Raw genomic sequence first — 25,384 nt, 5'->3', positions numbered from 1 at the left:
CGACCATGAGCGATAACGCAGCAGCCAGCTTCACCCCGCCGAACCTGGTGCTGGCCACCATCGGCCTGTCGCTGGCGACCTTCATGCAGGTGCTCGACACCACCATCGCCAACGTGGCGCTGCCGACCATCGCCGGCAACCTGGGGGTGAGTTCGGAGCAGGGCACCTGGGTGATCACCTCCTTTGCGGTGAGCAACGCCATCGCCCTGCCGCTGACCGGCTGGATGAGCCGTCGGGTGGGCGAGGTGCGCCTGTTCATCGGCGCCGCGCTGCTGTTCGTGCTGGCATCGTTCCTCTGCGGCGTGGCCCAGTCGATGAACAGCCTGGTGGGCTTCCGCGCCCTCCAGGGCTTCGTCGCCGGGCCGCTGTACCCCATCACCCAGACCCTGCTGCTGTCGATCTACCCACCGGCGAAACGGGGCATGGCCCTGGCGCTGCTGGCGATGGTGACGGTGGTGGCGCCCATCGCCGGGCCCATCCTCGGCGGCTGGATCACCGACGACTTCAGCTGGCCGTGGATCTTCTTCATCAACCTGCCCATCGGCCTGTTCGCCGCCTTCGTGGTCTACCAGCAATTGCGCAAGCGGCCGGTGACGCTCAAGCGCGAGCCCATGGACTGGATGGGGCTGGCGACCCTGGTGATCGGTGTCGGCGCGTTGCAGATCGTGCTCGACAAGGGCAACGACCTGGACTGGTTCGAATCGAACTTCATCGTCGGCGGCACGGTGATCGCGGTCATCGCCCTGGCGGTGTTCATCATCTGGGAATTCACCGACCGCCACCCCATCGTCAACCTGCGGCTGTTCCGCCATCGCAACTTCAGCGCCGGCACCGTGGCGCTGGTGGGGGGCTACGCGGCCTTCTTCGGCATCAACCTGCTGTTGCCGCAATGGTTGCAGACCCAGCTCGGCTACACCGCCACCTGGGCCGGCCTGGCGGCGGCGCCCATCGGCCTGCTGCCGGTGATCATGTCGCCGTTCGTGGGGCGCTACGCGCAGAACTTCGACCTGCGCGTGCTGGCCAGCCTGGCGTTCTTCGCCATCGGCGCCAGCTGCTTCATGCGGGCGTCCTTCACCACCGAGGTGGACTACCTGCACATCGCCCTGGTGCAGCTGTTCATGGGCTTCGGCGTGGCGCTGTTCTTCATGCCGATCCTCAGCATCCTGCTCTCGGACCTGCCGCAGAGCGAGATCGCCGATGGCTCGGGCCTCGCCACCTTCCTGCGGACCCTGGGCGGCAGCTTCGCGGCCTCGCTCACCACCTGGATCTGGATACGCCGGGCCGACCAGCACCACGCCTACCTCACCGAGCACATCAGCAGCTACGACCCGGGCACCCGGCAGATGCTGGAGCAGATGGGTGGCATGAGCCAGCAGAACGCCGCGTCCCTGGACCAGATCGTCACCGGGCAGGCGTACATGATGTCGACCATCGACTACTTCACGATGATCGGCTGGGTCTGCATGGGGTTGATCCTGCTCATCTGGCTCGCCAGGCCGCCGTTCGGCGCCAAGCCCGGTGCGGCGGCCAACGCCCACTGAAGCAATGCGCACAGGCAGGTTGGCGCCGCGCCTAGCGAGGCCCAACACAACGAAGCCCGATGCCCTCGCATTGGGCTTCTTTCCTGGCAGAAGGGAGAGGGTGGGGGAGGAAAGGAAAAGGGGCTGACTTTTTCGCAGGCAATAAAAAACCCGCCTATAAGGCGGGTTTTTCGGGATTTGGTCGGAGCGACTGGATTCGAACCAGCGACCTTCTCGTCCCGAACGAGACGCGCTACCAAGCTGCGCTACGCTCCGTGGAATGAGCGCGCATTCTACAGAAAACTTTTTGGTCGACAAGGGGTTAGCTGAAATTTTTTTATCGGGCAGGGCTGCCGCGGTGTCCAGGGTGCTGCCCATGGCGGGGCGGAAAAAACCAAGCCCGCCGCAAGGTGGCTTGCGGCGGGCTTGGCCGGGCGATCGCGAAGGTCGCCGGGTGGGGCTCAGAGTTCCTTGATGGTGCGGACCTGGTCCTTGTTGACCCTGGCGCGCTTGCCGTCGAGTTGCTCGAACTCGTAGAAGCCGGAGTCATCGTCGTAATCGGGCTTGTCCACGGCCTGGATCTCGCGGCCGTCGTTCAGGGTGATCACGGTGGGGGACGAGCAGCCGGCCAGGGTGACCAGGCCGAGCGCGAGCACGAATGCGGGAATGATCCGCTGGTTCATCTTCCATCTCCTTGATGAATGAACGGGAGGTTCTCGGGCTCTGACGGAAAACCAGCCGGCAAAGTTCCGGAAGCCCGCTGCAATTCATGCCGACCCGCGAGGGCTCTCCAGCAGGTCCGGGGTGTTCAGGTTGGCCAGGCGTGGGTCGCCCACCGGGCATTCCACGGCGATCGGGTCGAGGGTGCGGAAGATGCGCTGGGGGCTGCGCTCGCCGGCCTGCCAGGCGTGTTCGATCTGCGGCAGAAGGGCGCGTGGCAGCACGCTGAACAGGGGTTCCCAGAAGCCGCCCTGGTGCAGCATCACCGGGCGTTCCCCGGCCTCGCGCAGCAGCGCATCGAGCAGCGGGGCGTCCACTAGCGGCGCATCGCAGGGCAGTACCAGCAGGTGCGCGTGGCGCGCGGCGGCGAGGCCCGCGCGGATGCCGGCCAAGGGGCCCGGGTAGTCGGGGCTGTCGTCCGCCACCAACTGGTCCGCCCACTGCGCGTAGCGCTCGGCGTTGCGGTTGCAGGAAATGATCAGGTCGTCGGTGAGCCCGCGCGTCGCGGCGTGCAGCCAGGCGATCAGCGGCTGGCCGCGCCATTCCACCAGGCCCTTGTCACGGCCGCCCAGGCGCTGGCCACGGCCGCCGGCGAGCAGCAGGACGGAGCAGGGAAGGGGGGCGTTGCCGGGCATGGGCGGGCTCTCGGGAGGGGGCGGCGCTGTGATATAACACCGGGCATTCTGTCCTACAACTGGAAGCCTGCCATGAACCACAAGGCCGAGGCGGTGTTCGTGCCGCTCGATATCGCCGTCCTCACCGTCAGCGACACCCGCAGCCTGGAGACCGACACCTCCGGCCAGCTCTTCGTCGACCGCCTCACCGCCGCCGGCCATCGCCTCGCCGCCCGTGTGCTGCTCAAGGACGACCTGTACAAGATCCGCGCCCAGGTGGCGACCTGGATCGCCGAGGATCAAGTCCAGGTGGTACTGATCACCGGCGGCACCGGTTTCACCGGTCGCGACAGCACCCCCGAGGCCATCGCCTGCCTGCTGGACAAGCAGGTGGATGGCTTCGGCGAGTACTTCCGGCAGATCTCGGTAGCCGACATCGGCACCTCCACCATGCAGTCCCGCGCCCTGGCCGGCCTCGCCAACCGCACCCTGGTGTGCAGCATCCCGGGGTCGACCAACGCCTGCCGCACCGCCTGGGACGGCATCCTCGCCGAGCAGCTGGACAACCGTCACCGCCCCTGCAACTTCGTGCCGCACCTGACCCGCGTCGACGCCTGCGAGAGCCGCGGATGAGTGGCTGCGACCACCCCGGCCTGATGCCGGTGGAGGAGGCCCAGGCGCGGCTGCTGAAGCTCGCCGGGGAGGCCACGATCCGCGAGCAGGAGGAAGTCGCCCTGGCCGATGCCGATGGGCGCGTGCTGGCCGAGCCCTTGGTGGCAGGGCTCGACCTGCCGCCGTGGGACAACAGCGCGATGGATGGCTACGCGCTGCGCCTGGCCGACTGGACCGGCGAGGCGCTGGTGGTCAGCCAGCGCATCCAGGCGGGCAGTGCCCCCGGCCCGCTGCAGCCGGGAACCTGTGCGCGCATCTTCACCGGCGCGCCCTTGCCCGAGGGCGCCGACACGGTGGAGATGCAGGAGAACGCCGAGGTGCTCGACGATGGCCGCGTGCGCTTCCTCGAAGCCCTCAAGGCGGGGCAGAACGTACGCCCCAAGGGCCAGGAGACCCGCACCGGCGAAACCGTGCTGGACGCCGGCACCCTGATGGGCCCCATCGAGATGGGCCTGGCCGCCACCCTGGGCGTCGCGCGCCTGCAGGTGCGCAGGCGGCCCCGCGTGGCCGTGCTCTCCACCGGCGACGAACTGGTGGCGCCGGGTCAGCCGCTCGGCCCGGGGCAGATCTACAACAGCAACCGCACCCTGCTGATCGCCTGGCTGCGTCGCCTGGGCTGCGAGGTGGTCGATGGCGGCATCCTCGCCGACGACCTGGAGCTGACCCGCAAGGCCCTGGGCGAGCTGACCGGCGTCGACCTGATCCTCTCCACCGGCGGGGTGTCCGTCGGCGAGGCGGATTTCCTCGGCGTGGCCCTGCGTGAAGCGGGCGAGCTGGCGCTGTGGAAACTGGCGATCAAGCCGGGCAAGCCGCTGACTTTCGGTCATTTCCAGGGCGTGCCGGTGATCGGCCTGCCGGGCAACCCGGCGTCCACCCTGGTGACCTTCGGCCTCTTGACCCGGCCCTATCTGCTGCGCCGCCTCGGCGTGGACAAGGTCGCGCCCCTGGGCTTCCCGGTACCGGCCGGCTTCACCTGGAGCAAGCCGGGCAACCGCCGCGAATACCTGCGTGCCCGCCTCGAAAACGGTCGCGCGGTGATCTACCGCAACCAGAGCTCCGGCGTCCTGCGCAGCGCCGCCTGGGCCGAAGGCCTGGTGGAGGTGCTCGAAGGCACCACCCTCGCCGAAGGCGACAGCCTGCGCTTCATTCCGCTGAGCGAACTGCACGCCTGACCTGCTGTGAACGGGGTATCGCCAGGCATTGGGCCGTAGCTCGGGTGCAACCCGAAAGCGCCCTCGCGGGTTTCATCCGCCCGACATGCCGCAAGGCCACGGTGCCGCCTGATCACCCCTGCCGCTTGGCCTCGCGGTATTCACCGGGCGTCTGGCCGGTCCAGGTCTTGAAGCTGCGGTGGAAGGAGCGTGACTCGGTGAAGCCGAGGTAGCTGGCGATGTCCTGGATGGCCAGGTCGCTGCGCAGCAGGTAGTGCTCGGCCAGTTCCTGGCGCAGCTCGTCGAGGATCTGCTGGTAGCTGGTGCCGGCCTGCTGCAGGTGGCGTTGCAGGGTGCGCACCGTCATGTGGAATTTCTCCGCGACCCGCTCCTTGCGTGGCAGGCCGTCCTTGAGCAGCAGGCGCAGGGCGTTCTTCACCCGTTGCGGCAGCGGCTCGTCCTGGTCCAGCCCGGCCATCAGCGCCAGGGCGTGCTCCTCCAGGGTGCGCAGCAGGTTGGCGTCGGCCTGGCGCAGGGGCACGCCGAGGTATTCCAGCGGCACCAGCAGGGCATTGCAGGGCTGGCCGAAGCGGACCGGGCAGCCGAAGACCGCCTCGTAATCCTCCAGGCGGGTGCCGGCGGGCTGGGCGTGCTCGAACCAGACCTCGCGGGGCGAGCGCTCCATGTCGGCGATCCAGCGGGCGTAGAGCAGCCAGGAGGCGAGCACGTTCTCCACCATGTGGCGGCGGATCTCCGGGGCTTCGTGGCGGCAGTTCCAGATCAGACGGATGTGGTCGCCTGCAGCCTCGATGCGGCTGGTGCCCATGTCGCCCACCAGTTTCTCGTAGGGGACGATGCGGCTCATCGCCTCGCCCAGGGTGGCGCAGTTCATGGTGATGTAGCCGAGCACGCTCCACGAGCCCGGCTGCACGAAGCGCGCGGAATGCAGGCCGAACAGCGGGTCGCCGGAGACCGCCATCAGGTGCTCCAGCAGGCGCTCGTGGGCCTCGCTGGGCATGCGCTTGCCGTTGTCGGCCAGCTCCTCGGCGCGGATGCCGGCGGCGTCGAGCGCAGCGGCCACGTCCAGGCCGAGGTGCTCGGCATGGCGCAGGTACTTGAGCAGGGCGGGGACGGATGTGTAGCCGAGGGAATCCATGGTTTCTTCTTGTTCTGAAATGTCTTGATTGGCGATAGCCACTGTCCCGATCCGACAGTGACGCCCTTGCGCGGCTGGCTAGTATAGGCACCCATTGAAAACCTCCGAAACAACTCGAACAAGGAGATGGGCATGCGACGCTGGAACGGCTGGGGCGACGAGTCGACCGTGGTGGAACTGCCGGCCAATGGCACGGATTTTCTCGCTCAGCGCGTCGGCGCCGGCCAGCGCCTGGACGATGCCACCCTCGCGCAGGTGCTGGCCCAGGTGCCGCCCTCGCGACTGCCACCCCACGTGCTGGTCAGCCAGGATGCCGAGGAGCGCGTGCGTCATGCCCGTGGCCAGAGCCTGCCGGACTGGCTGGCGATGCGCGAAGGCCGCTTCGAGGTGTTCCCCGACGGCGTCGCCTACCCGGAAACCGCCGAGGACATCCGCCAGCTGATGGCCTGGGCGAAGAAGCACGATGTGGTGCTCATCCCCTACGGTGGCGGCACCTCGGTGGCCGGCCACATCAACCCGCAGGCCGGCGAACGCCCGGTGCTGACGCTTTCCCTGGAGCGCATGAGCCGCCTGCTGGACCTGGACGAGCAAAGCCTGATCGCCACCTTCGGCCCTGGTGCCAACGGCCCGCAGGTGGAAAGCCAGCTGCGTGCCAGGGGCTACACCCTCGGCCACTTCCCGCAGTCCTGGGAGCTTTCGACCATCGGCGGCTGGGTCGCCAGCCGCTCCAGCGGGCAGCAGTCCCTGCGCTACGGGCGCATCGAGCAGCTGTTCGCCGGCGGCACCCTGGAAACCTTCGACGGCCCGCTGGAGCTGCCGACCTTCCCGGCCTCGGCTGCGGGGCCGGACCTGCGCGAGGTGGTGCTGGGCTCCGAAGGCCGCTTCGGGGTGATCTCCGAGGTGCGCGTGCGGGTCACCCGCCTGGCCGACCAGGAAAATTTCTACGCCGTGTTCCTGCCGAGCTGGGAGCAGGCCCTGGCAGGTATCCGCGCGCTGGCCCAGGCCCGCGTGCCGTTGTCGATGCTGCGCCTGTCCAATGCCATCGAGACCGAGACTCAGCTGGCCCTGGCCGGCCACCCCGAGCAGATCGCCCTGCTGGAGAAGTACCTGGCCTTGCGCGGTGCGCGCACCGGCAAGTGCATGCTCACCTTCGGCGTCACCGGCAACCGCCGGCAGAACGCCGTGTCGCTGCGCCAGGCGAAGAAGCTGCTCAAGGGCTTCGGCGGGGTGTTCACCGGCACCCTGCTGGGCAAGAAGTGGGCGGAGAACCGCTTCCGCTTCCCCTACCTGCGCCATGGCCTGTGGGATGCCGGCTACGTGGTCGACACCCTGGAGACCGCCACCGACTGGATCAACGTCGACACCCTGCTGAACAAGGTGGAGGCCAGCCTGCGCGAGGGGCTGGCGGAGGAGGGCGAGCGCGTCCACGTGTTCACCCACCTGTCCCACGTCTATGGCGAGGGCTCCAGCATCTACACCACCTATGTGTTCCGCCCCGGCGCCAGCTACGAGCAGGCGCTGCAGCGCTGGAGCCGGCTCAAGCGCGCGGCCAGCGAGGTGATCGTGCACAACCGCGGCACCATCAGCCACCAGCACGGCGTGGGTCGTGACCACGCGCCCTGGCTGCCGGTGGAGAAGGGCGAGCGCGGCATGGCGGTGCTCAAGGCGCTGGCCGGGCATTTCGACCCCGAGGGCCGCCTGGCCCCCGGCGTGCTGATCCAGGATTGACCATGCAGCCCTGGAACGCGGCCTGGCGTGAGCGCGCACTGCCGGAGCTGGTGGCGCGGGACTGGGACCTGATCGTCGTCGGCGGCGGCATCACCGGCGCCGGCATCCTCCGCGAGGCGGCCAGGCGGGGCTGGAAGTGCCTGCTGCTGGAACAGCGCGACTTCGCCTGGGGCACCTCCAGTCGCTCATCGAAGATGGTCCATGGCGGCCTGCGCTACATCGCCAAGGGCCAGTTCGGCCTGACCCGCGACTCGGTGCGCGAGCGCCAGCGCCTGCTGGCCGAGGCGCCGGGGCTGGTGGATCCGCTGAGCTTCGTCATGCCCCATCGCGGCGGCTTTCCCGGCCCCCGCGTGTTCGGCAGCCTGCTGGCGGTCTATGACGCCCTGGCCGGCAAGCGCAACCACCTCTATCACTCGCTGCAACAACTGCGCTTCCTCACTCCCGGGCTGGACGAGGCGAAGCTGCAGGGTGGCACGCAGTTCTTCGACGCGGTCACCGACGACGCGCGCCTGGTGATGCGCGTGCTGGCCGAGGCCCGCCGCGACGGCGGCGAGGCGCTCAACGGTGTGCGTGTGGTGGAGCTGACCCGCGAGCAAGGCCAGGTCACCGGCCTGGTGGCGGAAGACATCGAGAGCGGCCAGCGCTACGCCCTGCGGACCCGTGCCGTGGCCCAGGCCACCGGCGCCTGGGCGGATCGCCTGCGCCGTCGCGAGGGCAGCGAGCACATCCGCCCGTTGCGGGGCAGCCACCTGCTGCTGCCCGGCTGGCGCCTGCCGCTGGCCCACGCCATCAGCTTCATGCACCCGGACGATGGCCGGCCGGTGTTCGTCTTCCCCTGGGAAGGCGCGACCGTGCTCGGCACCACCGACCTGGACCACCGCGAAGAGCTGGACCTGGACGCGCGCATCAGCACCGGGGAAGTCGACTACCTGCTGGCCGCCTGCCGCGCGCAGTTCCCGGCCGCCGCCATCGGGCGCGCGGACGTGCTCTCCACCTGGGCCGGCGTGCGTCCGGTGGTGAGCGATGGCGAAGGCTCGCTGAAGCCTTCCGACGAGAAGCGTGAACACGCGCTGTGGGTCGAACCCGGCTGCGTGACCCTGGCCGGCGGCAAGCTGACGACCTTCCGCCTGCTGGCGCTGGAGGTGCTGCGTGCCTGTGCGGCCTTCACCGGCCGCGCCGTGGACGATCTCGGCGCGACGGTGTTCACCCCGGCGCCGGGAGCGGACCTGGCAGGCCTGGGGCCCCTGGCGCATCGGCGCCTGGCGGGACGGCACGGCCCCGAGCTCGCCGTCATCGCGCGGTTGGTCGAGGAGCTGGGCAGCGATCGCGTCGGCGCCACCGATACGCTCTGGGCGGAACTCGCCTGGGCGGCCGAGGGCGAAATGGTGCTGCACCTGGACGACCTGCTGCTGCGTCGCACCCGCCTGGGCCTGCTGCTGCCTTGCGGCGGCGCGGCGCTGATGCCGCGCATCCGTGCGTTGTGCCAGGCCCGCCTGGGCTGGAGCGATGGGCGCTGGGAAGACGAGGAACGGGCCTATGCTGCGCTCTGGCAGCGCAGCTACAGCCTGCCCGCAGAATAAGAACAAGGAATCCACCGTGAGCGAGAAGAGCTACCTGCTGGCGATAGACAATGGCACCCAGAGCGTGCGCGCGCTGCTGTTCGACCTGGACGGCAACCTGGTGGGCAAGGGCAAGGTGCCGCTGGAGGCCTATTACTCCAGGCAGCCCGGCTGGGCCGAGCAGGATGCGGAGTACTACTGGTCGAGCCTTGCCGAAGCCTGCCGCCTGCTGTGGGCGTCCGTGGACATCGACCGCAGCCTGATCCGTGGCGTCTCGGTCACCACCCAGCGCGGCACGGTGATCAACGTCGACGAGCAGGGCCAGCCACTGCGCCCGGCGATCATCTGGCTGGACCAGCGCCGCGCCGAGGTCGAAGGGCGCATCAGGGGGCCCTGGGGCTGGCTGTTCCGCCTGCTGCGCATCGAAGGCACGGTGGACTATTTCCGCGCCCAGGCCGAGGTGAACTGGGTGTCGCAGCACCAGCCGGACATCTGGCAGCGGACCCACAAGGTGCTGCTGCTGTCGGGCTTCCTCACCCATCGCCTGTGCGGCCGCTACGTCGACTCGGTGGCCTGCCAGGTGGCCTACCTGCCGTTCGACTACAAGCGCCTGGACTGGGCCTCGCCCAAGGACTGGAAGTGGCAGGCGATGCCGGTGCGCCGGGAGCAACTGCCGGACCTGTTCAAGCCCGGCGAGCGCCTGGGCAGCATCAGCGCCGAGGCCAGCCGCCTGACCGGCATTCCCGAGGGGCTGCCGCTGATCGCCGCTGGCGCCGACAAGGCCTGCGAAGTGATGGGCTCGGGCGGGGTGGAGCCGGATACGGCCTGCCTGTCCTACGGCACCACGGCGACCATCAATACCACCCGGCGCAGCTACCTGGAGACGATTCCGCTGATCCCGCCCTACCCGGCGGCGATTCCCGATCACTTCAACACCGAGGTGATGATCTACCGCGGTTTCTGGATGGTCAGCTGGTTCAAGCAGGAGTTCGGCCTGCGTGAGATGCAGCGGGCCAAGGAGCTGGGCGTGGAGCCCGAGGCGCTGTTCGACGAACTGGTCGACAGCGTGCCGCCGGGCTCCATGGGCCTGATGCTGCAGCCCTACTGGACGCCGGGCATCCGCGAACCGGGGCTGGAGGCCAAGGGCTCGATCATCGGCTTCGGTGACGTGCACACCCGCGCGCACATCTACCGCGCCATCCTCGAAGGCCTGGCCTATGCGCTGCGCCAGGGCAAGGAGCGCATCGAGAAGCGCTCGGGCACGCCGATCAAGCGCCTGCGCGTCTCCGGTGGTGGCTCGCAAAGCGATGCGGCCATGCAGCTGACGGCCGATATCTTCGGCCTGCCGGCGGAGCGTCCGCATGTCTACGAAACCTCGGGGCTGGGGGCGGCCATCGATTGCGCGGTGGGGTTGGGGCTGCACCCGGACTTCCCTACGGCGATCCGCGCCATGACCCGTGTCGGCCAGGTGTTCCACCCGGACCCGCAGGCGCAGCGCACCTACGAGCGGCTCTACCAGGGCGTTTACCAGCGCATGTACCGGCAGTTGAAGCCGCTGTACCAGAAGATCCGCGAGATCACCGGGTATCCGGCCTGATGCGGTTGACGCCTTGGGTCGGGTTCGACCCGGCGTCGCGGTGATGGGTTGATCGCGAGTAAAAATCCATGTTCATAGAACATGGCTTTGCTTTTGGCCCTCTAGAAGGGGGCGCAATCAGACTTCGGAACATGCAGCCGCCGCTCACTTCGGGCGTAGGGTGTGCTGCGCGCACCTTGGACTTGCCAGAGGCACCGTGCGGCGGTGCGCACGGCACACCCTACGGCACGAGTCCATCCTCAGGGGTATCAATTCAAATCGTCACAGGCAGAGCCGATGACTCATGGCCGCGCCCTAAGGACGTGGTTTCCCAGGTTCAAATGAAAAACGCCCCCGGAGCGGAACCTCGGGGGCGTTTTCGTTGCGGGCCTGATCAGGCGACGTCGACCAGCACGATCTCGGTGTCTTCGCTGGCGGTGAAGCTCAGAACCTCGACATCGCGTATCGCCACGCCATCGCGCGCCTCGGCGGCCACTCCGTTGACTTCATAACGGCCCTGGGCCGCCACCAGGTAGGCCTTGCGGCCGTTCTCCAGGCGGTATTCCGCCTGCTGGCCGGCCTTCAGGGTGGCGGCTACCAAGCGGGCATTGGCGCGGATGGGCAGGGCGTCGCTGCCCTCGTCGATACCGCTGGCCAGGGTTACGAAGCTGCCGGCACGCTCGCCTTTCGGGAAGGGCTTGGCACCCCAGGACGGCGCGGCGCCGAACTCGGTGGGCATGATCCAGATCTGGAAGATCTTGGTCGTCTCGCCTTCCAGGTTGTACTCGCTGTGGGCGATGCCGGTGCCCGCGCTCATCACCTGCACGTCGCCGGCCTCGGTGCGGCCCTTGTTGCCGAGGTTGTCCTGGTGGGTGATCGCGCCTTCACGGACATAGGTGATGATTTCCATGTCCCGGTGCGGGTGCGGCGGGAAGCCACTGTTGGCGGCGATCTCGTCATCGTTCCAGACGCGCAACTGGCCCCAGTTCATCCGCGCCGGATCGTGGTACTCGGCGAAGGAGAAGTGGTGACGGGCATTGAGCCAGCCGTGATGGGCACCGCCGAGCTGGTTGAAGGGGCGTACTTCGATCATGGGAATCTCCTCGTGGCTCGCAGGGGGTTGGGCTCTGCGGCGTGTTGGAGGCCATTTTTCATCAAGTTCGTATCGAAAAAAAAAGCGTAAATACTTCAACAAACAGATCGACATATTAGATATTTGTGTAATCCGTCTCTGATGCTTGTCTGAAGTTGTTCCTACGGTACGAGGCATATACTCGACCGATTCCCCGGTGAATGGAGTGGTTCATGAGCGAGCGCAAGGCGTTGCTGATCCTGCATGGAAAACAGGCACTGAACGAGGAGGTGCGCGCAGCCGTGCAGGCGCGTCGCGATGCGGGATGGGAACTGGCGGTGCGCGTCACCTGGGAAGGCGGTGACGCCCGGCGCATCGTCGGGGAGGCGCTGGATGCCGGCTACCGCACCCTGATCGCCGGCGGTGGCGACGGCACCTTGCGCGATGTCGCCGAGGCCATGGCGCTTTCCGGGGAAGACGCGAGCCTGGCGTTGCTGCCCCTGGGCACCGCCAACGACTTCGCCCGTGCGGCCGGCGTGCCGTTGCTGCCTGGCGAGGCGCTGGCGCTGCTGGACGTGGCGCCCCGGTCGATCGACCTGGGCGAGGCGGATGGGCGGCTGTTCCTCAACATGGCCACCGGCGGCTTCGGGTCGAAGATCACGGCCAACACTTCCGAGGACCTGAAGAAGGTGCTGGGCGGCGCGGCCTACTTTCTCACCGGGCTGACGCGCTTTTCCGAAGTGCACTCGGCCTTTGGGCGCTTCAAGGGGCCTGACTTCGAATGGGAGGGTGAATTCCTCGCCGTGGGCATCGGCAATGGCTGCCAGGCCGGCGGTGGCCACGTGCTGTGCCCCAATGCGCGGGTGGACGACGGGCTGCTGGAGTTGTGCATCGTGCCGGCCCCGCAGGACGTGGTGGGCACGCTCGGCACCCTGCTTTCAGGCGGCATCGGCGGGGTGGACGCGGTGTCGGTTAGCGCGCGCCTGCCCTGGGTCGAGGTGGAGGCGCCCGAGGGGCTGGACATGAATCTCGACGGAGAACCCATGGAATGCAGGCAGGTTCGCTTCAATGCGCGCCGCGACGCACTACGCTTACATCTGCCGGACGGTTCTCCGTTGTTGCAGGACGGACGGCAGTAAGCGGCTTCTGGTGCCGTCGACCCGCCTGGTGCATGATGGCGCCAGGCCATGATCGCTACAGTTATACGGCCCTTTGCCGATAACGCAGGTGCAGCCGCAGTCTGGCTCGAACATTCAACAGGAGCACGCAATGGCCGGTATCCTCGACACAGTCGATCAACGCACCCAGCTGGTTGGCGAGAACCGCCTGGAAATCCTCATGTTCCGCCTGGCCGGCCGCCAGCTGTTCGCCATCAACGTGTTCAAGGTGCAGGAAGTCCTGCAACTGCCGAAGCTGACCCTGATCCCCCAGCGCCACCCCTTCGTCTGCGGTGTGGTCAACCTGCGCGGCCAGACCCTTCCGGTGATCGACCTGTCCCGCGCCATCGGCATGCGCGCGCTGGTGCCGGATGAGCGCAGCACCATCATCGTCACCGAGTACAACCGCTCGGTGCAGGCCTTCCTGGTGGGGGGCGTGGACCGCATCCTCAACCTCAACTGGGAGTCCATCCAGCCGCCGCCCGGTGGCGCTGGTCGCCAGCACTACCTGACGGCGATCACCAAGGTGGAGGACCAGATCGTCGAGATCATCGATGTGGAGAAGGTCCTCGCCGAGATCGTGCCCATGAGCACCCGGGTGTCCGAGGAGCGCCTGAGCAACCCGTTGCTGGACAAGGCCCGTGGCCGCGAAGTGCTGCTGGTGGACGACTCCAACGTCGCCCTGACCCAGCTGCGCGAGACCCTGTCGCAGCTGGGTATCCGCACTCATTCGGCCAGCGACGGCCTCAAGGCGCTGAACCTGCTGAAGAAGTGGGCCGACACCGGCGAGGTGATGACCGACAAGCTGCTGATGATCTTCACCGATGCCGAGATGCCGGAGATGGACGGCTACCGCCTGACCACCGAGATTCGCAACGACCCGCGCCTGCGCGACCTCTACGTGGTGATGCACACCTCGCTCTCCGGCAGCTTCAACGACGCCATGGTGAAGAAGGTCGGCTGCGACAACTTCCTCTCCAAGTTCCAGCCCGACAAGCTGGTGGACGTGGTGGCGGACCGCCTGAAGAAGGACGAGTGAGCTTATTTGCGAGCCGGGGTTGAGGCCCCGGCCCGCGATTCCGTATAACGGGGCCTTCGCTGACCGCCCAAGGATGCCGGCCCCATGTTGCGTCTCTCCGCCCTCTATCGTTTCCCCATGAAATCCGCTATCGGCGAACGCCTGGAGCGTGCCGAGCTCGATGGCCTCGGGCTGGCCGGCGATCGGCGCTGGATGCTGGTGGACGCGAGCAATGGCCGCTTCCTCACCCAGCGCGCACTGCCGCAGATGTCGCAGCTGAGCGCGTTGTGGAATGCCGAGGGCGGCCTGACCCTGGCCACCGCCGGTCGGCCGTCGCTCGATGTGAAGCTGCCCGATCCCGACAGCGACCTGCGCGGGACCTTCATCTGGAAGGATTCCATGCGGGTACCCGATGCCGGCGAGGAGGCCGCCGATTGGCTCAGCGCCTTCATCGGCAAGCCCACTCGCCTGGTGCACGTGCCCGAGAAACGCGCCCGGGATATCCCCGGTAGCCTGCTGCCGGAGGAGAAGGTCGGTTTCGCCGACGGCTTCCCGCTGCTGCTGATCGGCCAGGCCTCGCTGGACGATCTTTCCAGCCGCGTTGGCCGCCCGCTGGAGATGCTGCGCTTCCGTCCCAACCTGGTGGTGGAGGGCGGCGCGCCCTTCGCCGAGGACGAGTGGAAGCGCATCCGCATCGGTGGCGTCGAGTTCAGCGTGGCCAAGGGCTGCACCCGTTGCATCCTCACCACCATCGACCCTGCCACCGGTGAGCGCAGCCCGGACCGCGAGCCCCTCACTACCCTCAAGACCTACCGGGAGCGCGAGGGCGAGATCTATTTCGGCCAGAACCTGATCAACCGTTCCAACGGCACGCTGGAAGTGGGGATGGAAGTCGAAGTGCTGGAGTAACCCCGCAGCAGATTTCATCCAGGAAACGAAACGGGCGCCACGTGGGCGCCCGTTTGCATTCCGGCGAAGGGGTCACTGGTCGTCGAAGAAACGCTCGTGCCAGTCCACCAGGGGCTGCGGGGCGTTGAGCTTCTGGCCGTAGATCACCGAGTAGGACAGTACGTTCTGCACGTACTGGCGGGTCTCGTCGAAGGGGATGCTTTCCACCCAGACGTCGAAGGCCAGGTGGTTGGCTCCCTTGAGCCACTGGCGCACGCGACCGGGGCCGGCGTTGTAGGCGGCGGAGGCGAGCACGCGGTTGCCGTTGAACTGGCCGTGCACCTGGCTGAGGTAGGCGGCACCGAGCTGGATGTTGACGTCCGGGTTCAGCGCCTGTTGCGGCGAGGCCAGGGGGATGCCGAACTTGCGTGCGGTCTCCTTGGCGGTGCCGGGCATCAGCTGCATCAGGCCCATGGCGCCGACGCCCGAGCGCGCATCGGCCATGAAGGCGCTTTCCTGGCGGGTGATGGCGAATACCCAACTGGAGTGCAGCCCGCGCACCTTGGCCTGCTGGGTCAGGGCGCTGCGGTGGGCCATGGGGAAGCGGATGTCCAGGTCGTCCCAGTACTGGGCCTGGCTGATGGTGCGGATGGCCGGGAAATACCACTGCATGTCGTAGGCGAGCTTGGCCTGGGCGACCAGTTCGTCGCGGCTGAACAGGCGGCTTACGTAGTACCACTCGCGGCGCCCATCGACGATCTGGCCGCGATCGTGGAATTCCAGTGCGCGGCGGATGCCGGCGGTGTTGCGCACCTTCTGCACCAGGCGCGGGTCGAGGGCCAGCGGCTTGTTGTTGAGCTGGTAGGGCGCCTGGATGCGGTCGGCGGCGAGGAAGCCGTAGAAGTCGCGCTCCTTGGCCAGGGGCTGGTAGAGGCGGGCGGCTTCGGCGCTCTGCGGCTGTGCCAGCTGCAGGCTGCGGGCCTGCCAGTAGCGCCAGCGGTTGGTGTTGGCCAGCTCGGCGGGCATTTGCTTGGTCAGCTTGTAGGCGTCGTCCCACTGGCCCAGGCGCAGCAGTAGGCGCGCGCGCCACTCGCTGACGGTGTTGTCGCGCAGCTTGGGGTCGTACTGGGTCATGACCTTGAGGGCGCGCGAGTCGTAGCTCTTGGCCAGGGTCAGCCCGATCTCGCGGGCGATGGCGACCTTCTCGCTGCTGGAGAATTTCATCCGTGCGGCGTAGCCATCGAGGAGGGACATGGCCTTTTCCGGGTCCTGGCGGGCCAGGCGGCGCAGGCCCAGGCCGACCACATCGGCCATGGCCTTGTCGGCCGGTGCGAAGCGGGCGGTCTGGCTCAGCATCTGCGGGTTCTGTGCGACATCCAGCAGCAACTTGCCCTGCGCCTGCAGGGTCGGCAGGCCCTTGACCAGGAAGCTGGCCAGGCCGTAGTTGCGCGCCTCGGCGGCGAGCTTGGCGCGGCGCCAGCGCATCTGTTCGGTCATCTGGCCTTCGGCGCGCCAGAGGTCGAAGAGCACGTCGCAGGCTTCCGGCTGGGACTTGCCCACCAGCCAGAGCTTCTCGGCGCTCTTGTAGCCCTCGGCCTTGAGGCCGCTCTTGATCTGGTACTGGCCATAGAGGCAGTCCAGTTCGGTGAAGTTCATCTTCGGGTCGTAGTAGTTGACGAAGGTCTTCCACTCGCCGCGTTCGGCCAGCCAGCGCAGCCAGCGCAGCTTCATCCAGTTGGCCTGGGGCAGGTCGCCATGCTCGGCGAGGAACTTCTCGATCTCGTCGTTGCTGGCCCATTTCAGGCGCGCGGTCAGCTCGTCGTAGGCGAGATAAGGCTCCAGCGGGTAGTCGGCCAGGGCAGTGGCATAGCGCTTGTAGGGGCCGCTGTCGCCCTTGGCGAGGGCACGCTTGGCCTCGTCGTACATCTGACGTTGCTGGGCAAGAGGGACCGCGTGGGCTGCATCGAGGGTGACGGTGGTGAGAAGCAGGCAGGAGAACAGGCTGAGCAGACGACCGCGCATGACACTTCCGGGTAGAGAAATCGTATGGGGCAACGGCCTGGCCGCCACCGGACCTGCGTAGCTTAGCCTGTTGCCCGGCCGGGGTGAAATCCGATCCGGCGGAGGAAACATGATGAAAAAATGGCGGATATGCCGGGGCGCAAACCGGGTAGAATGCGCCCCCTGTTTTCGGAGGCGCCCATGACCCTGCTCAAGTTCAGCGATGTATCCCTTGCCTACGGCGCCATGCCGCTGCTGGACAAGGTGTCATGGCAGATAGCCCGTGGCGAGCGGGTGTGCATCATCGGCCGCAACGGCACCGGCAAGTCGAGCATGCTGCGCCTGGTCAAGGGCGACCAGCATGGCGATGACGGCGAGATCTGGCGCGCCCCTGGCCTGAAGATCGGCGAGCTGCCGCAGGAGCTGCCGCGTGCCGACGATCGCACGGTGTTCGACGTGGTGGCCGAGGGGCTGGCCGGCGTCGGCGCGCTGCTGGCCGAGTACCACCACCTCAGCCAGAACATCCATAACGACGAAGACCTGAACAAGCTGATGCACGTGCAGCAGGAGCTCGAGGCGAAGGATGGCTGGCGCCTGCAGCAACTGGTGGACAGCACCCTGAGCCGCCTGCAACTGCCGGCCGACAAGACCCTGGCCGAGTTGTCCGGTGGCTGGCGTCGCCGCGTGCTGCTGGCCCAGGCGCTGGTTTCCGAGCCGGACCTGCTGCTGCTGGACGAACCCACCAACCACCTGGACATCGGCGCCATCGCCTGGCTGGAAGAGGCGCTGATGGGCTTTGGCGGCGCTGTGCTGTTCATCACCCACGACCGTTCCTTCCTGCAGAACCTGGCGACGCGCATCCTCGAACTGGACCGTGGCCACCTGATCGACTGGAACGGCGACTACGCCAGTTTTCTGGTGCACAAGGAACAGCAACTGGCGGCGGAAGAGACCGCCAATGCGCTGTTCGACAAGCGCCTGGCCCAGGAGGAGGTGTGGATCCGCCAGGGCATCAAAGCCCGCCGTACCCGTAACGAGGGGCGTGTGCGCGCGCTGAAGGCCATGCGTGCCGAGCGTGCCGATCGCCGTGAGCGCCAGGGCAAGGCCACCATCCAGCTGGAGTCCGCGGAGAAGTCGGGCAAGCAAGTGATGGTCGCCGAGGGCGTGAGCTTCGCCCATCCGGGCGGCGCGCCGCTGATCCGCGATTTCTCCCTGGTGCTGCAGCGCTCCGACCGCATCGGCCTGCTGGGCGCCAACGGCACCGGCAAGACCACGCTGCTCAAGTTGCTGCTGGGCGACCTGGAACCGACCAGTGGCAAGATCGAGGTCGGCACCAAGCTGGAGGTGGCCTATTTCGACCAGTTGCGTCACCAGCTCGAGCCCGAGAAGACGGTGATCGACAATATTTCCGAAGGCCGCGACTTCATCTCCATCGATGGCCAGAACCGCCATGTGCTGAGCTACCTGGGCGACTTCCTGTTCAGCCCGCAGCGCGCCCGCACGCCGGTCAAGGCGCTGTCGGGCGGTGAGCGCGCGCGCCTGCTGCTGGCCAAACTGTTCAGCAAGCCGGCCAACCTGCTGGTGCTGGACGAACCGACCAACGACCTGGACGTTGAAACCCTGGAGCTGCTGGAGGAAGTGCTGCTGAACTTCCCGGGCACCGTACTGATGGTCAGCCACGACCGGGCCTTCCTCGACAACGTGGTGACCAGCACTCTGGTGTTCGAGGGGGAAGGGCGCGTGCGCGAGTACGTCGGTGGCTACCAGGACTGGCTGCGCCAGGGCGGTTCGCCGCGCCTGCTGGGCGTGGGCGAGACCAAGTCCGGCAAGGCCGAGCCCACCGCTACGGTCGCGCCGGCCCCCGTCGAGCCCGCACCGGTGGCGACCGCCAGCGAGGCGCCGAAGAAGAAACTCAGCTACAAATTGCAGCGTGAGCTGGAAGCGCTTCCCGGCCAGATCGAGACCCTGGAAGCGGAGATGGCGGCGGTACAGCAGGAAATTTCCGACCCGGCGTTCTACCAGCGGCCTGCGGAGCAGACCCGCGCCGTACTGGAGCGTTTCGAGCGGCAACAGCAGGAGCTGGATCGCCTGCTGGAGCGCTGGGCCGAACTGGACGACTGAAGAATCACCGAGCTGGAGAGCCCATGGCTGTCGAGTACCGCATCACCCTGGATGACGAACACGAGTTCAGCTATCGCATCGAGCTGGATCGCCAATACGATCAGGAGCGCGCACTGGCCGCGCCGAAATGGACGCGCCTGGAGTTCCAGCAGTGCAGCAACTGCCCGCTCTCCAGGGACAAGTTCAGCCATTGCCCGGCGGCGGTCGACCTGCACCGGGTGATCGAGGACTTCCACGGGCTGCCGGCCTTCAAGAAGGCGGTGTTCCTGGTGCGCACCCCGGAGCGGGAGTACACCAAGCAGGTGGGGCTGGAAGAAGGGTTGCGGGCGTTGCTCGGCGTGATCATGGCGACCAGTGCCTGCCCGGTGCTGGGCCGCCTCAAGCCGATGGCCCAGCAGCACCTGCCGTTCGCCAGCAACCAGGAGTTCATCCTGCGCGCCGTATCGCTCTATCTCGCGCGGCAGTACTTCAATTTACGCGAAGGACGGCACGCGGACTGGGAGCTGAAGGGGCTGGTGCGTCTGTTCCAGCAATTGCAGCTGGTCAACCAGGCGTTCTGGCAGCGCATCCACGATGTGTGCGATGGCGATTCGAACCTGAAGGCCTTCCTGACCTTCTTCTCGATGGCATCGAGCATGACCTACTCGCTGGAAACCCAGCTGCAGAAGATCCGTCCGCTGGTCATGAGCGCCGACGAAGGCTTCTTCTGAGGCCTCCGCCGGCGGATGGGGTCAGTCGTTTTTCTTAAGGCGGACGGCGATCACGTCGCAGGGTGCCCCATGCAGGACGTCATTGGCGGTGGAGCCCAGCAACAGGGCGAGACCGTGGCGGCCGTGGCTGCCGACGACGATGAGGTCACAGCCCTGTTCCTCGGCGAGTCGGTGGATTTCCTGGCGCGGCTGGCCATAGGCCAGGTGGCGCTGTTCGGCGAGCAGTTCCGGGTAGAGGCCGGCGAAGCCATCCAGGCGTTCCCGGGCCTGTTCGAACTGCTGCTGCTGGAGCATCGAGAGGTCCATGGGGACGTCACCGCCAAAGGCCATGGCCATGGGTTCGACGATATGCACCAGCGACAGCTTGGCCTGGGTCGCCAGGGCGAGAGCCTGGGCGCGGCGCACCACCGGGTGGCACTCGTCGGTGAGGTCGACGGCGACCAGAATGTGCTTGTAGGGCATGGGTGACTCCTCCTTAAGGTTTGCGCTTGGACTCAGTATGGCCGCCATGGGTGCCTGGCGGCATGATTTTCATCATGGGATGACGTTATGACCCTCTGGTTGGTGGTATTTCTCCTGCTTGCCGTGCTCAGCCCGCTGGTATGGCTGGTGCCTTCCAAGGGGCAGCGAGGGCGCATGGAGTTGCGCATGCAGGCGAGGCGGATGGGGCTGGCCATGCAGCTGTCGCGCCAGGAGTGGCCCCATTGGTTGCCGGTGGAGCCACCTGCCTCCTGTGCTCAATATCACCGGCCGCGCCCTCGCGGGGCACCCGGCGCCTGGTGCTACTGGCAGGTTGCGCCCGGGCAGTGGCAGAACCAGTGGCGCGAACCGCTGGAGGACCCGGCGATGCTGGCGCGTTTTGCGGGGCTGCCGGCTGATGTCTACAAGATCGAGGCAAATTCGCAGATGATCGCTCTGTGCTGGGGGGAGCGGGGCACGCCCGAGGACCTGCAGCGCATCGCCGACGTGCTGCGCGCAGTGGTCTGATGCAGGCGTCGCCCGGGCCGCGCAATGGGCCCGGGTGGGCGTGGGGGCCTTCAGAGTTGCGTCGCGGCGTACTGGGCTGAAACGCCTTCGAGCCCCTCGATGATGCTGTCGGAATACTTGTTGATCAGGAACGGCACGCTGTTTTCGTTGTAGTTCTGCAGCGATTTCTCAATGTAGCGCCACTTCGTGCCGATGCTGGTGAGCGCCTGCTTGATCTGCGGGGTGTTCTTCGGCTGCTGCTCAAGGGCTGCCAGCTGGCCGGCGAAGTCGCGCGCCAGTTCGTCGATGGGCTTGCCTTCGCCACCACCGAAGAAGGACGCGCCGACCGAGGCGCTGCGAGACGCGTAGTCGACGGCAATGGTCTGCATCAGCAGGCTCTGCTCGCGGCTTTGCTGGGTCAGCGGGGGGACGTTGACGCCGCTTTCCTGCTGGATCTTCCCGTAGAGCTCCTTGGCCATGGCCAGCAGCTTCTGGTTGCGGGCGGTCATGTCGGCGATGGGTTGCAGGTCGGTGAAACCCTTGGTCTTGAGCGCGACGACCAGGTTGGTGAGCTCGCCGGAATAATCCTTCCATTGCTCGCCCAGTTGCGCGCGCAGGGCCTTGGAGCCGTCGCCCGGCATTTCGGTAAGTTCCTTCAGGCGTGCATCCGCTTCCTGGACGGACTCGTCGATCATTCGCGCGTAGCGCTGGTCGCCCTCCATGCCGTTGTACATATAGAAGTCGCCCAGGCTCTTCTGCGCGGCGAGGCGCATCTGGTGCAGCTTGAGCAGGCTGGTGGCGGGGTCTGCGGCTTGAGCGGGGGTGGATAGGATGGAAAGGGTGAGCAGGGTGCCCAGCAGAATGGCAAGCGTACGGCTCGTCATGTCGCTACTCCGTGTGCCTCTAAGGGCGTCATCTAGTTGTTTTTGTTATTCGGCCCGTCCCGGCCGTAACGCGCGACTCTACCCGCCGCGCTGGCGTTTGGCTAGCGTGCGGCACGTCACGTTATCGAGCCTTGCGTCGCCTGCCTGATGGCTTGTCATAACCATCCTGCATGTTGCTTTCCAGAGGGCTGCCGGGCCTGCGCAAAGGCTGGTGGCAGAGCGGATTGAGCGTGGCTGTACGGTCACGAAGCGCAATTGACAACAGCGGACTTTTCCGTGAATGTGTGCGCACCCAAATCAAACGGGCGTATGAATTGAGCGTTTGTCTTACAGAAACGTCCAATAACTACCCGATATCGCGTCGGCGGGTGTGCCGGACCGAATCGGACTAAGCTCGACGGCAATGCCTCGAGCCGGTTCGCCGGTTGGCTCCGATGTGTACTGTTCAGCTTCCATACCGTGGAGATCAGTTGATGATTTACGAAGGTAAAGCCATCACGGTTAAGGCTCTTGAGGGCGGCATCGTCGAACTGAAGTTCGACCTCAAGGGTGAGTCCGTCAACAAGTTCAACCGTCTTACCCTCAATGAGCTGCGTCAGGCGGTTGATGCCATCAAGGCCGATGCGTCGGTCAAGGGCGTTATCGTCAGCAGTGGCAAGGACGTGTTCATCGTCGGTGCGGACATCACCGAATTCGTCGACAACTTCAAGTTGCCCGACGAGGAGCTGGTGGCAGGCAACCTCGAAGCCAACAAGATCTTCAGCGATTTCGAAGACCTGCAGGTTCCGACCGTGGTTGCGATCAATGGCATCGCCCTCGGCGGCGGCCTGGAAATGTGCCTGGCCGGTGACTACCGCGTCATGAGCGAGACCGCCAAGATCGGCCTGCCTGAAGTCAAGCTGGGCATCTACCCGGGCTTCGGCGGCACCGTGCGCCTGCCGCGCGTGATCGGTACCGACAACGCCATCGAGTGGATCGCATCCGGCAAGGAAAACAAGGCTGCCGACGCCCTGAAAGTGGGTGCCGTCGACGCCGTCGTCGCCCCTGCGAAACTCCAGGAAGCCGCCCTGGACCTGGTCAAGCGCGCCATCTCCGGCGAGCTGGACTTCAAGGCCAAGCGTCAGCCCAAGCTGGAAAAGATCAAGCTCAATGCCATCGAGCAGATGATGGCCTTCGAAACCGCCAAGGGTTTCGTGGCTGGCCAGGCCGGTCCGAACTACCCGGCTCCGGTCGAAGCAATCAAGACCATCCAGAAGGCCGCCAACTTCGGTCGTGACAAGGCGCTGGAAGTCGAGGCCGCCGGCTTCGTCAAGCTGGCCAAGACCCCGGTCGCTGCCAGCCTGATCGGCCTGTTCCTGAATGACCAGGAGCTGAAGAAGAAAGCCAAGCAGCACGACGAGATCGCTCGCGACGTGAAACTGGCCGCCGTGCTCGGCGCCGGCATCATGGGCGGCGGCATCGCCTACCAGTCGGCTTCCAAAGGCACTCCGATCCTGATGAAGGATATCCGCGAAGAGGGTATCCAGATGGGGCTGTCCGAGGCGTCCAAGTTGCTCGGCAAGCGCGTCGAGAAAGGCCGCATGACCCCGGCCAAGATGGCCGAGGCCCTGACCGCCATCCGCCCGACCATGTCCTACGGCGACTTCGGTGCCGTCGACATCGTCGTCGAAGCCGTGGTCGAGAACCCGAAGGTCAAGCAGATCGTGCTGGCCGAAGTGGAAGGCGTGGTTCGCGAGGACGCCATCCTGGCTTCCAACACCTCCACCATCTCCATCAGCCTGCTGGCCAAGGCGCTGAAGCGTCCCGAGAACTTCGTCGGCATGCACTTCTTCAACCCGGTGCACATGATGCCCCTGGTCGAAGTCATCCGTGGCGAGAAGTCCAGCGAAGTGGCCGTTGCCACCACCGTTGCCTACGCCAAGAAGATGGGCAAGAACCCGATCGTGGTCAACGACTGCCCCGGCTTCCTGGTCAACCGCGTACTGTTCCCGTACTTCGGCGGCTTCTCCAAGCTGCTGGGCTTCGGCGTCGACTTCGTGCGCATCGACAAGGTCATGGAGAAGTTCGGCTGGCCCATGGGCCCGGCCTACCTCTCCGACGTGGTCGGCATCGATACCGGCCACCACGGCCGTGACGTGATGGCCGAGGGCTTCCCGGACCGCATGGCGGTGGAAGGCAAGACCGCCGTTGACGTGATGTACGAGGCCAACCGCCTGGGCCAGAAGAATGGCAAGGGCTTCTACGCCTATGAAACCGACAAGCGCGGCAAGCCGAAGAAGGTCTCCGATCCGGAAGCCTACGAGCTGCTGAAGTCCATCGTCGTTGAGCAGCGTGAGCTGACCGACGAAGACATCATCAACTTCATGATGATCCCGCTGTGCCTGGAAACCGTTCGTTGCCTGGAAGACGGCATCGTCGACACCGCAGCCGAGGCCGATATGGGCCTGATCTACGGTATCGGCTTCCCGCCCTTCCGTGGTGGTGCACTGCGTTACATCGACTCCATCGGTGTAGCCGAATTCGTTGCCCTGGCCGACAAGTACGCCGAACTGGGCGCGCTGTACCACCCGACCGCCAAGCTTCGTGAAATGGCCGCCAAGGGCCAGAAGTTTTTCGGTTAATCGCGGAACGAACAGAGCGAGAGTAGAAATATGAGCCTGAATCCTAGAGATGCAGTCATTGTCGACTTCGGCCGTACCCCGATGGGTCGTTCCAAAGGCGGCATGCACCGCAATACCCGTGCCGAGACCATGTCGGCACAACTGATCAGCGGCGTCCTGGCCCGCAACACCAAGCTGGACCCGGCTGAAGTCGAAGACGTGATCTGGGGCTGCGTGAACCAGACCCTGGAGCAAGGCTGGAACATCGCACGCATGGCGTCGCTGATGACCCAGATCCCGCACACCAGCGCCGGCCAAACCGTCAGCCGCCTGTGCGGTTCCTCCATGAGCGCCCTGCACACTGCCGTGCAGGCCATCCAGACCGGCAACGGCGACGTGTTCGTCGTCGGTGGTGTGGAGCACATGGGCCACGTCGGCATGATGCACGGCGTCGATCCGAACCCGCACCTGTCCCTGTACGCCGCCAAGGCCTCGGGCATGATGGGCCTGACCGCCGAGATGCTGGGCAAGATGCACGGTATCAGCCGCGAGCAGCAGGACGCCTTCGGTGAGCGTTCCCACCGCCTGGCACACAAGGCTACCGTCGAAGGCAAGTTCAAGGATGAAATCATCCCGATGCAAGGCTACGACGAGAACGGCTTCCTGAAGGTATTCGACTTCGACGAGACCATCCGTCCGGAGACCACCATCGAAAGCCTGGCCGCCCTGAAGCCTGCGTTCAACCCGAAAGGCGGCACCGTGACTGCAGGTACTTCCTCGCAGATCACCGACGGCGCCTCCTGCATGATCGTGATGAGCGCCCAGCGCGCCCAGGATCTCGGCATCCAGCCGATGGCTGTGGTGCGTGCCATGGCGGTCGCGGGTGTCGACCCGGCGATCATGGGCTACGGCCCGGTGCCGTCCACTCAGAAGGCGCTCAAGCGCGCCGGCCTGACCATGGACGATATCGACTTCGTCGAGCTCAACGAAGCCTTCGCCGCTCAGGCACTGCCCGTGCTGAAGGACCTGAAGCTCCTCGACAAGATGGAGCAGAAGGTCAACCTGCACGGCGGCGCCATCGCTCTGGGTCACCCCTTCGGCTGCTCCGGTGCACGTATCTCCGGCACCCTGCTGAACGTGATGAAGCAGAACGGCGGTACCCTGGGCGTGTCCACCATGTGCGTGGGTCTCGGCCAGGGCATCACCACCGTCTTCGAACGCGTCTAAGCGTCCGCTGATGGAAAAGACCGGGGCCTGGGTGCCCCGGTTTT

21 protein-coding genes and 1 tRNA gene are annotated in these 25,384 nt (G+C 66.3%); 14 read left to right on the top strand and 8 right to left on the bottom strand.

Features of this window, described 5'->3' with window-relative positions:
* The first annotated feature begins 5 nt into the window (after positions 1–5).
* Positions 6–1,541 carry a DHA2 family efflux MFS transporter permease subunit gene (locus ACYJSS_RS10770; protein ID WP_111263973.1) on the top strand — a complete coding sequence of 512 codons (1,536 nt, stop codon included), beginning with the start codon at positions 6–8 and terminating at the stop codon, positions 1,539–1,541.
* A gap of 178 nt (positions 1,542–1,719) precedes the next feature.
* Here the strand turns inward: ACYJSS_RS10770 and ACYJSS_RS10765 are convergent.
* From ACYJSS_RS10765 to mobA, 3 genes are all read right to left on the bottom strand, one after another.
* Positions 1,720–1,796, bottom strand: a tRNA-Pro gene (locus tag ACYJSS_RS10765).
* A gap of 185 nt (positions 1,797–1,981) precedes the next feature.
* Complete coding sequence (locus ACYJSS_RS10760) at positions 1,982–2,203, bottom strand: YgdI/YgdR family lipoprotein (RefSeq protein WP_111263972.1); 222 nt, start codon at positions 2,201–2,203, stop codon at positions 1,982–1,984.
* An 84-nt stretch (positions 2,204–2,287) separates the two neighbouring features.
* Complete coding sequence (mobA, locus tag ACYJSS_RS10755) at positions 2,288–2,875, bottom strand: molybdenum cofactor guanylyltransferase MobA (protein WP_111263971.1); 588 nt, start codon at positions 2,873–2,875, stop codon at positions 2,288–2,290.
* Positions 2,876–2,947: 72 nt separating this feature from the next.
* Between mobA and moaB the strand changes: the two genes are divergently transcribed.
* Both moaB and ACYJSS_RS10745 read left to right on the top strand, forming a co-directional pair.
* A complete protein-coding gene (moaB, locus tag ACYJSS_RS10750; RefSeq protein WP_236205736.1) occupies positions 2,948–3,487 on the top strand; it encodes a molybdenum cofactor biosynthesis protein B in 540 nt (179 codons plus the stop codon).
* Positions 3,484–4,698, top strand: a complete 1,215-nt coding sequence (locus ACYJSS_RS10745) for a molybdopterin molybdotransferase MoeA (RefSeq protein ID WP_236205737.1) — start codon at positions 3,484–3,486, stop codon at positions 4,696–4,698. The genes moaB and ACYJSS_RS10745 overlap by 4 nt, the downstream gene beginning before the upstream one ends.
* A 112-nt stretch (positions 4,699–4,810) precedes the next feature.
* Here ACYJSS_RS10745 and gliR read toward each other — a convergent pair whose 3' ends face one another.
* On the bottom strand, positions 4,811–5,833 hold the full coding sequence (gliR, locus tag ACYJSS_RS10740) for an AraC family transcriptional regulator GliR (protein WP_111262727.1): 1,023 nt from the start codon (positions 5,831–5,833) through the stop codon (positions 4,811–4,813).
* Between the two features lie 132 nt (positions 5,834–5,965).
* On the opposite strand from gliR, the gene ACYJSS_RS10735 reads away from it, so the two are divergent.
* Genes ACYJSS_RS10735 through ACYJSS_RS10725 form a run of 3 tightly spaced genes read left to right on the top strand, consistent with a single transcriptional unit; the run spans position 5,966 to position 10,717 of the window.
* Positions 5,966–7,561, top strand: coding sequence for an FAD-binding oxidoreductase (locus ACYJSS_RS10735; RefSeq protein WP_236205738.1), 1,596 nt, complete (start codon positions 5,966–5,968; stop codon positions 7,559–7,561).
* Positions 7,562–7,563: 2 nt separating this feature from the next.
* Positions 7,564–9,141: a glycerol-3-phosphate dehydrogenase/oxidase gene (locus tag ACYJSS_RS10730; RefSeq protein ID WP_236205739.1), complete on the top strand. Its 1,578-nt coding sequence runs from the start codon at positions 7,564–7,566 to the stop codon at positions 9,139–9,141.
* Between the two features lie 16 nt (positions 9,142–9,157).
* Entirely contained in the window at positions 9,158–10,717 is a 1,560-nt protein-coding gene (locus ACYJSS_RS10725) for an FGGY-family carbohydrate kinase (RefSeq protein ID WP_236205740.1), read from the top strand.
* A gap of 373 nt (positions 10,718–11,090) precedes the next feature.
* On the opposite strand, the gene ACYJSS_RS10720 is transcribed toward ACYJSS_RS10725, so the two are convergent.
* Positions 11,091–11,789 carry a pirin family protein gene (locus ACYJSS_RS10720; RefSeq protein WP_111262731.1) on the bottom strand — a complete coding sequence of 233 codons (699 nt, stop codon included), beginning with the start codon at positions 11,787–11,789 and terminating at the stop codon, positions 11,091–11,093.
* A gap of 212 nt (positions 11,790–12,001) precedes the next feature.
* On the opposite strand from ACYJSS_RS10720, the gene yegS reads away from it, so the two are divergent.
* The 3 genes from yegS (at position 12,002) to ACYJSS_RS10705 (ending at position 14,852) form a co-directional block, all read left to right on the top strand.
* Positions 12,002–12,907, top strand: a complete 906-nt coding sequence (yegS, locus tag ACYJSS_RS10715) for a lipid kinase YegS (protein WP_111262732.1) — start codon at positions 12,002–12,004, stop codon at positions 12,905–12,907.
* 130 nt (positions 12,908–13,037) lie between these two features.
* A complete protein-coding gene (locus ACYJSS_RS10710; protein WP_111262733.1) occupies positions 13,038–13,964 on the top strand; it encodes a chemotaxis protein CheV in 927 nt (308 codons plus the stop codon).
* Between the two features lie 84 nt (positions 13,965–14,048).
* The gene (locus tag ACYJSS_RS10705; RefSeq protein WP_236205741.1) at positions 14,049–14,852 is read left to right on the top strand and encodes an MOSC domain-containing protein; all 804 of its coding nucleotides are present in this window, start codon (positions 14,049–14,051) and stop codon (positions 14,850–14,852) included.
* A gap of 72 nt (positions 14,853–14,924) precedes the next feature.
* Here ACYJSS_RS10705 and ACYJSS_RS10700 read toward each other — a convergent pair whose 3' ends face one another.
* The gene (locus ACYJSS_RS10700) at positions 14,925–16,853 is read right to left on the bottom strand and encodes a transglycosylase SLT domain-containing protein (RefSeq protein WP_111262735.1); all 1,929 of its coding nucleotides are present in this window, start codon (positions 16,851–16,853) and stop codon (positions 14,925–14,927) included.
* A gap of 180 nt (positions 16,854–17,033) precedes the next feature.
* Between ACYJSS_RS10700 and ACYJSS_RS10695 the strand changes: the two genes are divergently transcribed.
* Both ACYJSS_RS10695 and ACYJSS_RS10690 read left to right on the top strand, forming a co-directional pair.
* Positions 17,034–18,953, top strand: coding sequence for an ATP-binding cassette domain-containing protein (locus tag ACYJSS_RS10695; protein ID WP_111262736.1), 1,920 nt, complete (start codon positions 17,034–17,036; stop codon positions 18,951–18,953).
* Positions 18,954–18,976: 23 nt separating this feature from the next.
* Complete coding sequence (locus tag ACYJSS_RS10690) at positions 18,977–19,663, top strand: DUF6901 family protein (protein WP_111262737.1); 687 nt, start codon at positions 18,977–18,979, stop codon at positions 19,661–19,663.
* A 21-nt stretch (positions 19,664–19,684) separates the two neighbouring features.
* Here the strand turns inward: ACYJSS_RS10690 and ACYJSS_RS10685 are convergent, their stop codons facing one another.
* Positions 19,685–20,125, bottom strand: coding sequence for a universal stress protein (locus ACYJSS_RS10685; RefSeq protein WP_111262738.1), 441 nt, complete (start codon positions 20,123–20,125; stop codon positions 19,685–19,687).
* An 87-nt stretch (positions 20,126–20,212) separates the two neighbouring features.
* Here ACYJSS_RS10685 and ACYJSS_RS10680 point away from each other — a divergent pair, with 87 nt between their 5' ends.
* Positions 20,213–20,650: a hypothetical protein gene (locus ACYJSS_RS10680; protein ID WP_111262739.1), complete on the top strand. Its 438-nt coding sequence runs from the start codon at positions 20,213–20,215 to the stop codon at positions 20,648–20,650.
* 50 nt (positions 20,651–20,700) lie between these two features.
* Here the strand turns inward: ACYJSS_RS10680 and ACYJSS_RS10675 are convergent, their stop codons facing one another.
* Positions 20,701–21,513, bottom strand: coding sequence for a hypothetical protein (locus ACYJSS_RS10675; RefSeq protein WP_111262740.1), 813 nt, complete (start codon positions 21,511–21,513; stop codon positions 20,701–20,703).
* Positions 21,514–21,986: 473 nt separating this feature from the next.
* Between ACYJSS_RS10675 and fadB the strand changes: the two genes are divergently transcribed.
* Positions 21,987–24,134 carry a fatty acid oxidation complex subunit alpha FadB gene (gene fadB / locus ACYJSS_RS10670; RefSeq protein WP_111262741.1) on the top strand — a complete coding sequence of 716 codons (2,148 nt, stop codon included), beginning with the start codon at positions 21,987–21,989 and terminating at the stop codon, positions 24,132–24,134.
* Between the two features lie 30 nt (positions 24,135–24,164).
* On the top strand, positions 24,165–25,340 hold the full coding sequence (gene fadA / locus ACYJSS_RS10665) for an acetyl-CoA C-acyltransferase FadA (protein ID WP_111262742.1): 1,176 nt from the start codon (positions 24,165–24,167) through the stop codon (positions 25,338–25,340).
* Positions 25,341–25,384 lie beyond the last annotated feature (44 nt).

The organism is Pseudomonas sp. No.21 (assembly GCF_054558415.1).
Note: the sequence above shows the minus strand (reverse complement) of the source record. Positions and strands in the feature narration are given on the sequence as shown.

Excerpts from the sequence above, each read along its gene's own strand:
- ACYJSS_RS10770 (WP_111263973.1), top strand. The coding sequence starts at position 6 with ATGAGCGATAACGCAGCAGCCAGCTTCACCCCGCCGAACCTGGTGCTG.
- ACYJSS_RS10760 (WP_111263972.1), bottom strand. The coding sequence starts at position 2,203 with ATGAACCAGCGGATCATTCCCGCATTCGTGCTCGCGCTCGGCCTGGTC.
- mobA (WP_111263971.1), bottom strand. The coding sequence starts at position 2,875 with ATGCCCGGCAACGCCCCCCTTCCCTGCTCCGTCCTGCTGCTCGCCGGC.
- moaB (WP_236205736.1), top strand. The coding sequence starts at position 2,948 with ATGAACCACAAGGCCGAGGCGGTGTTCGTGCCGCTCGATATCGCCGTC.
- ACYJSS_RS10745 (WP_236205737.1), top strand. The coding sequence starts at position 3,484 with ATGAGTGGCTGCGACCACCCCGGCCTGATGCCGGTGGAGGAGGCCCAG.
- gliR (WP_111262727.1), bottom strand. The coding sequence starts at position 5,833 with ATGGATTCCCTCGGCTACACATCCGTCCCCGCCCTGCTCAAGTACCTG.
- ACYJSS_RS10735 (WP_236205738.1), top strand. The coding sequence starts at position 5,966 with ATGCGACGCTGGAACGGCTGGGGCGACGAGTCGACCGTGGTGGAACTG.
- ACYJSS_RS10730 (WP_236205739.1), top strand. The coding sequence starts at position 7,564 with ATGCAGCCCTGGAACGCGGCCTGGCGTGAGCGCGCACTGCCGGAGCTG.
- ACYJSS_RS10720 (WP_111262731.1), bottom strand. The coding sequence starts at position 11,789 with ATGATCGAAGTACGCCCCTTCAACCAGCTCGGCGGTGCCCATCACGGC.
- yegS (WP_111262732.1), top strand. The coding sequence starts at position 12,002 with ATGAGCGAGCGCAAGGCGTTGCTGATCCTGCATGGAAAACAGGCACTG.
- ACYJSS_RS10710 (WP_111262733.1), top strand. The coding sequence starts at position 13,038 with ATGGCCGGTATCCTCGACACAGTCGATCAACGCACCCAGCTGGTTGGC.
- ACYJSS_RS10705 (WP_236205741.1), top strand. The coding sequence starts at position 14,049 with ATGTTGCGTCTCTCCGCCCTCTATCGTTTCCCCATGAAATCCGCTATC.
- ACYJSS_RS10700 (WP_111262735.1), bottom strand. The coding sequence starts at position 16,853 with ATGCGCGGTCGTCTGCTCAGCCTGTTCTCCTGCCTGCTTCTCACCACC.
- ACYJSS_RS10695 (WP_111262736.1), top strand. The coding sequence starts at position 17,034 with ATGACCCTGCTCAAGTTCAGCGATGTATCCCTTGCCTACGGCGCCATG.
- ACYJSS_RS10690 (WP_111262737.1), top strand. The coding sequence starts at position 18,977 with ATGGCTGTCGAGTACCGCATCACCCTGGATGACGAACACGAGTTCAGC.
- ACYJSS_RS10685 (WP_111262738.1), bottom strand. The coding sequence starts at position 20,125 with ATGCCCTACAAGCACATTCTGGTCGCCGTCGACCTCACCGACGAGTGC.
- ACYJSS_RS10680 (WP_111262739.1), top strand. The coding sequence starts at position 20,213 with ATGACCCTCTGGTTGGTGGTATTTCTCCTGCTTGCCGTGCTCAGCCCG.
- ACYJSS_RS10675 (WP_111262740.1), bottom strand. The coding sequence starts at position 21,513 with ATGACGAGCCGTACGCTTGCCATTCTGCTGGGCACCCTGCTCACCCTT.
- fadB (WP_111262741.1), top strand. The coding sequence starts at position 21,987 with ATGATTTACGAAGGTAAAGCCATCACGGTTAAGGCTCTTGAGGGCGGC.
- fadA (WP_111262742.1), top strand. The coding sequence starts at position 24,165 with ATGAGCCTGAATCCTAGAGATGCAGTCATTGTCGACTTCGGCCGTACC.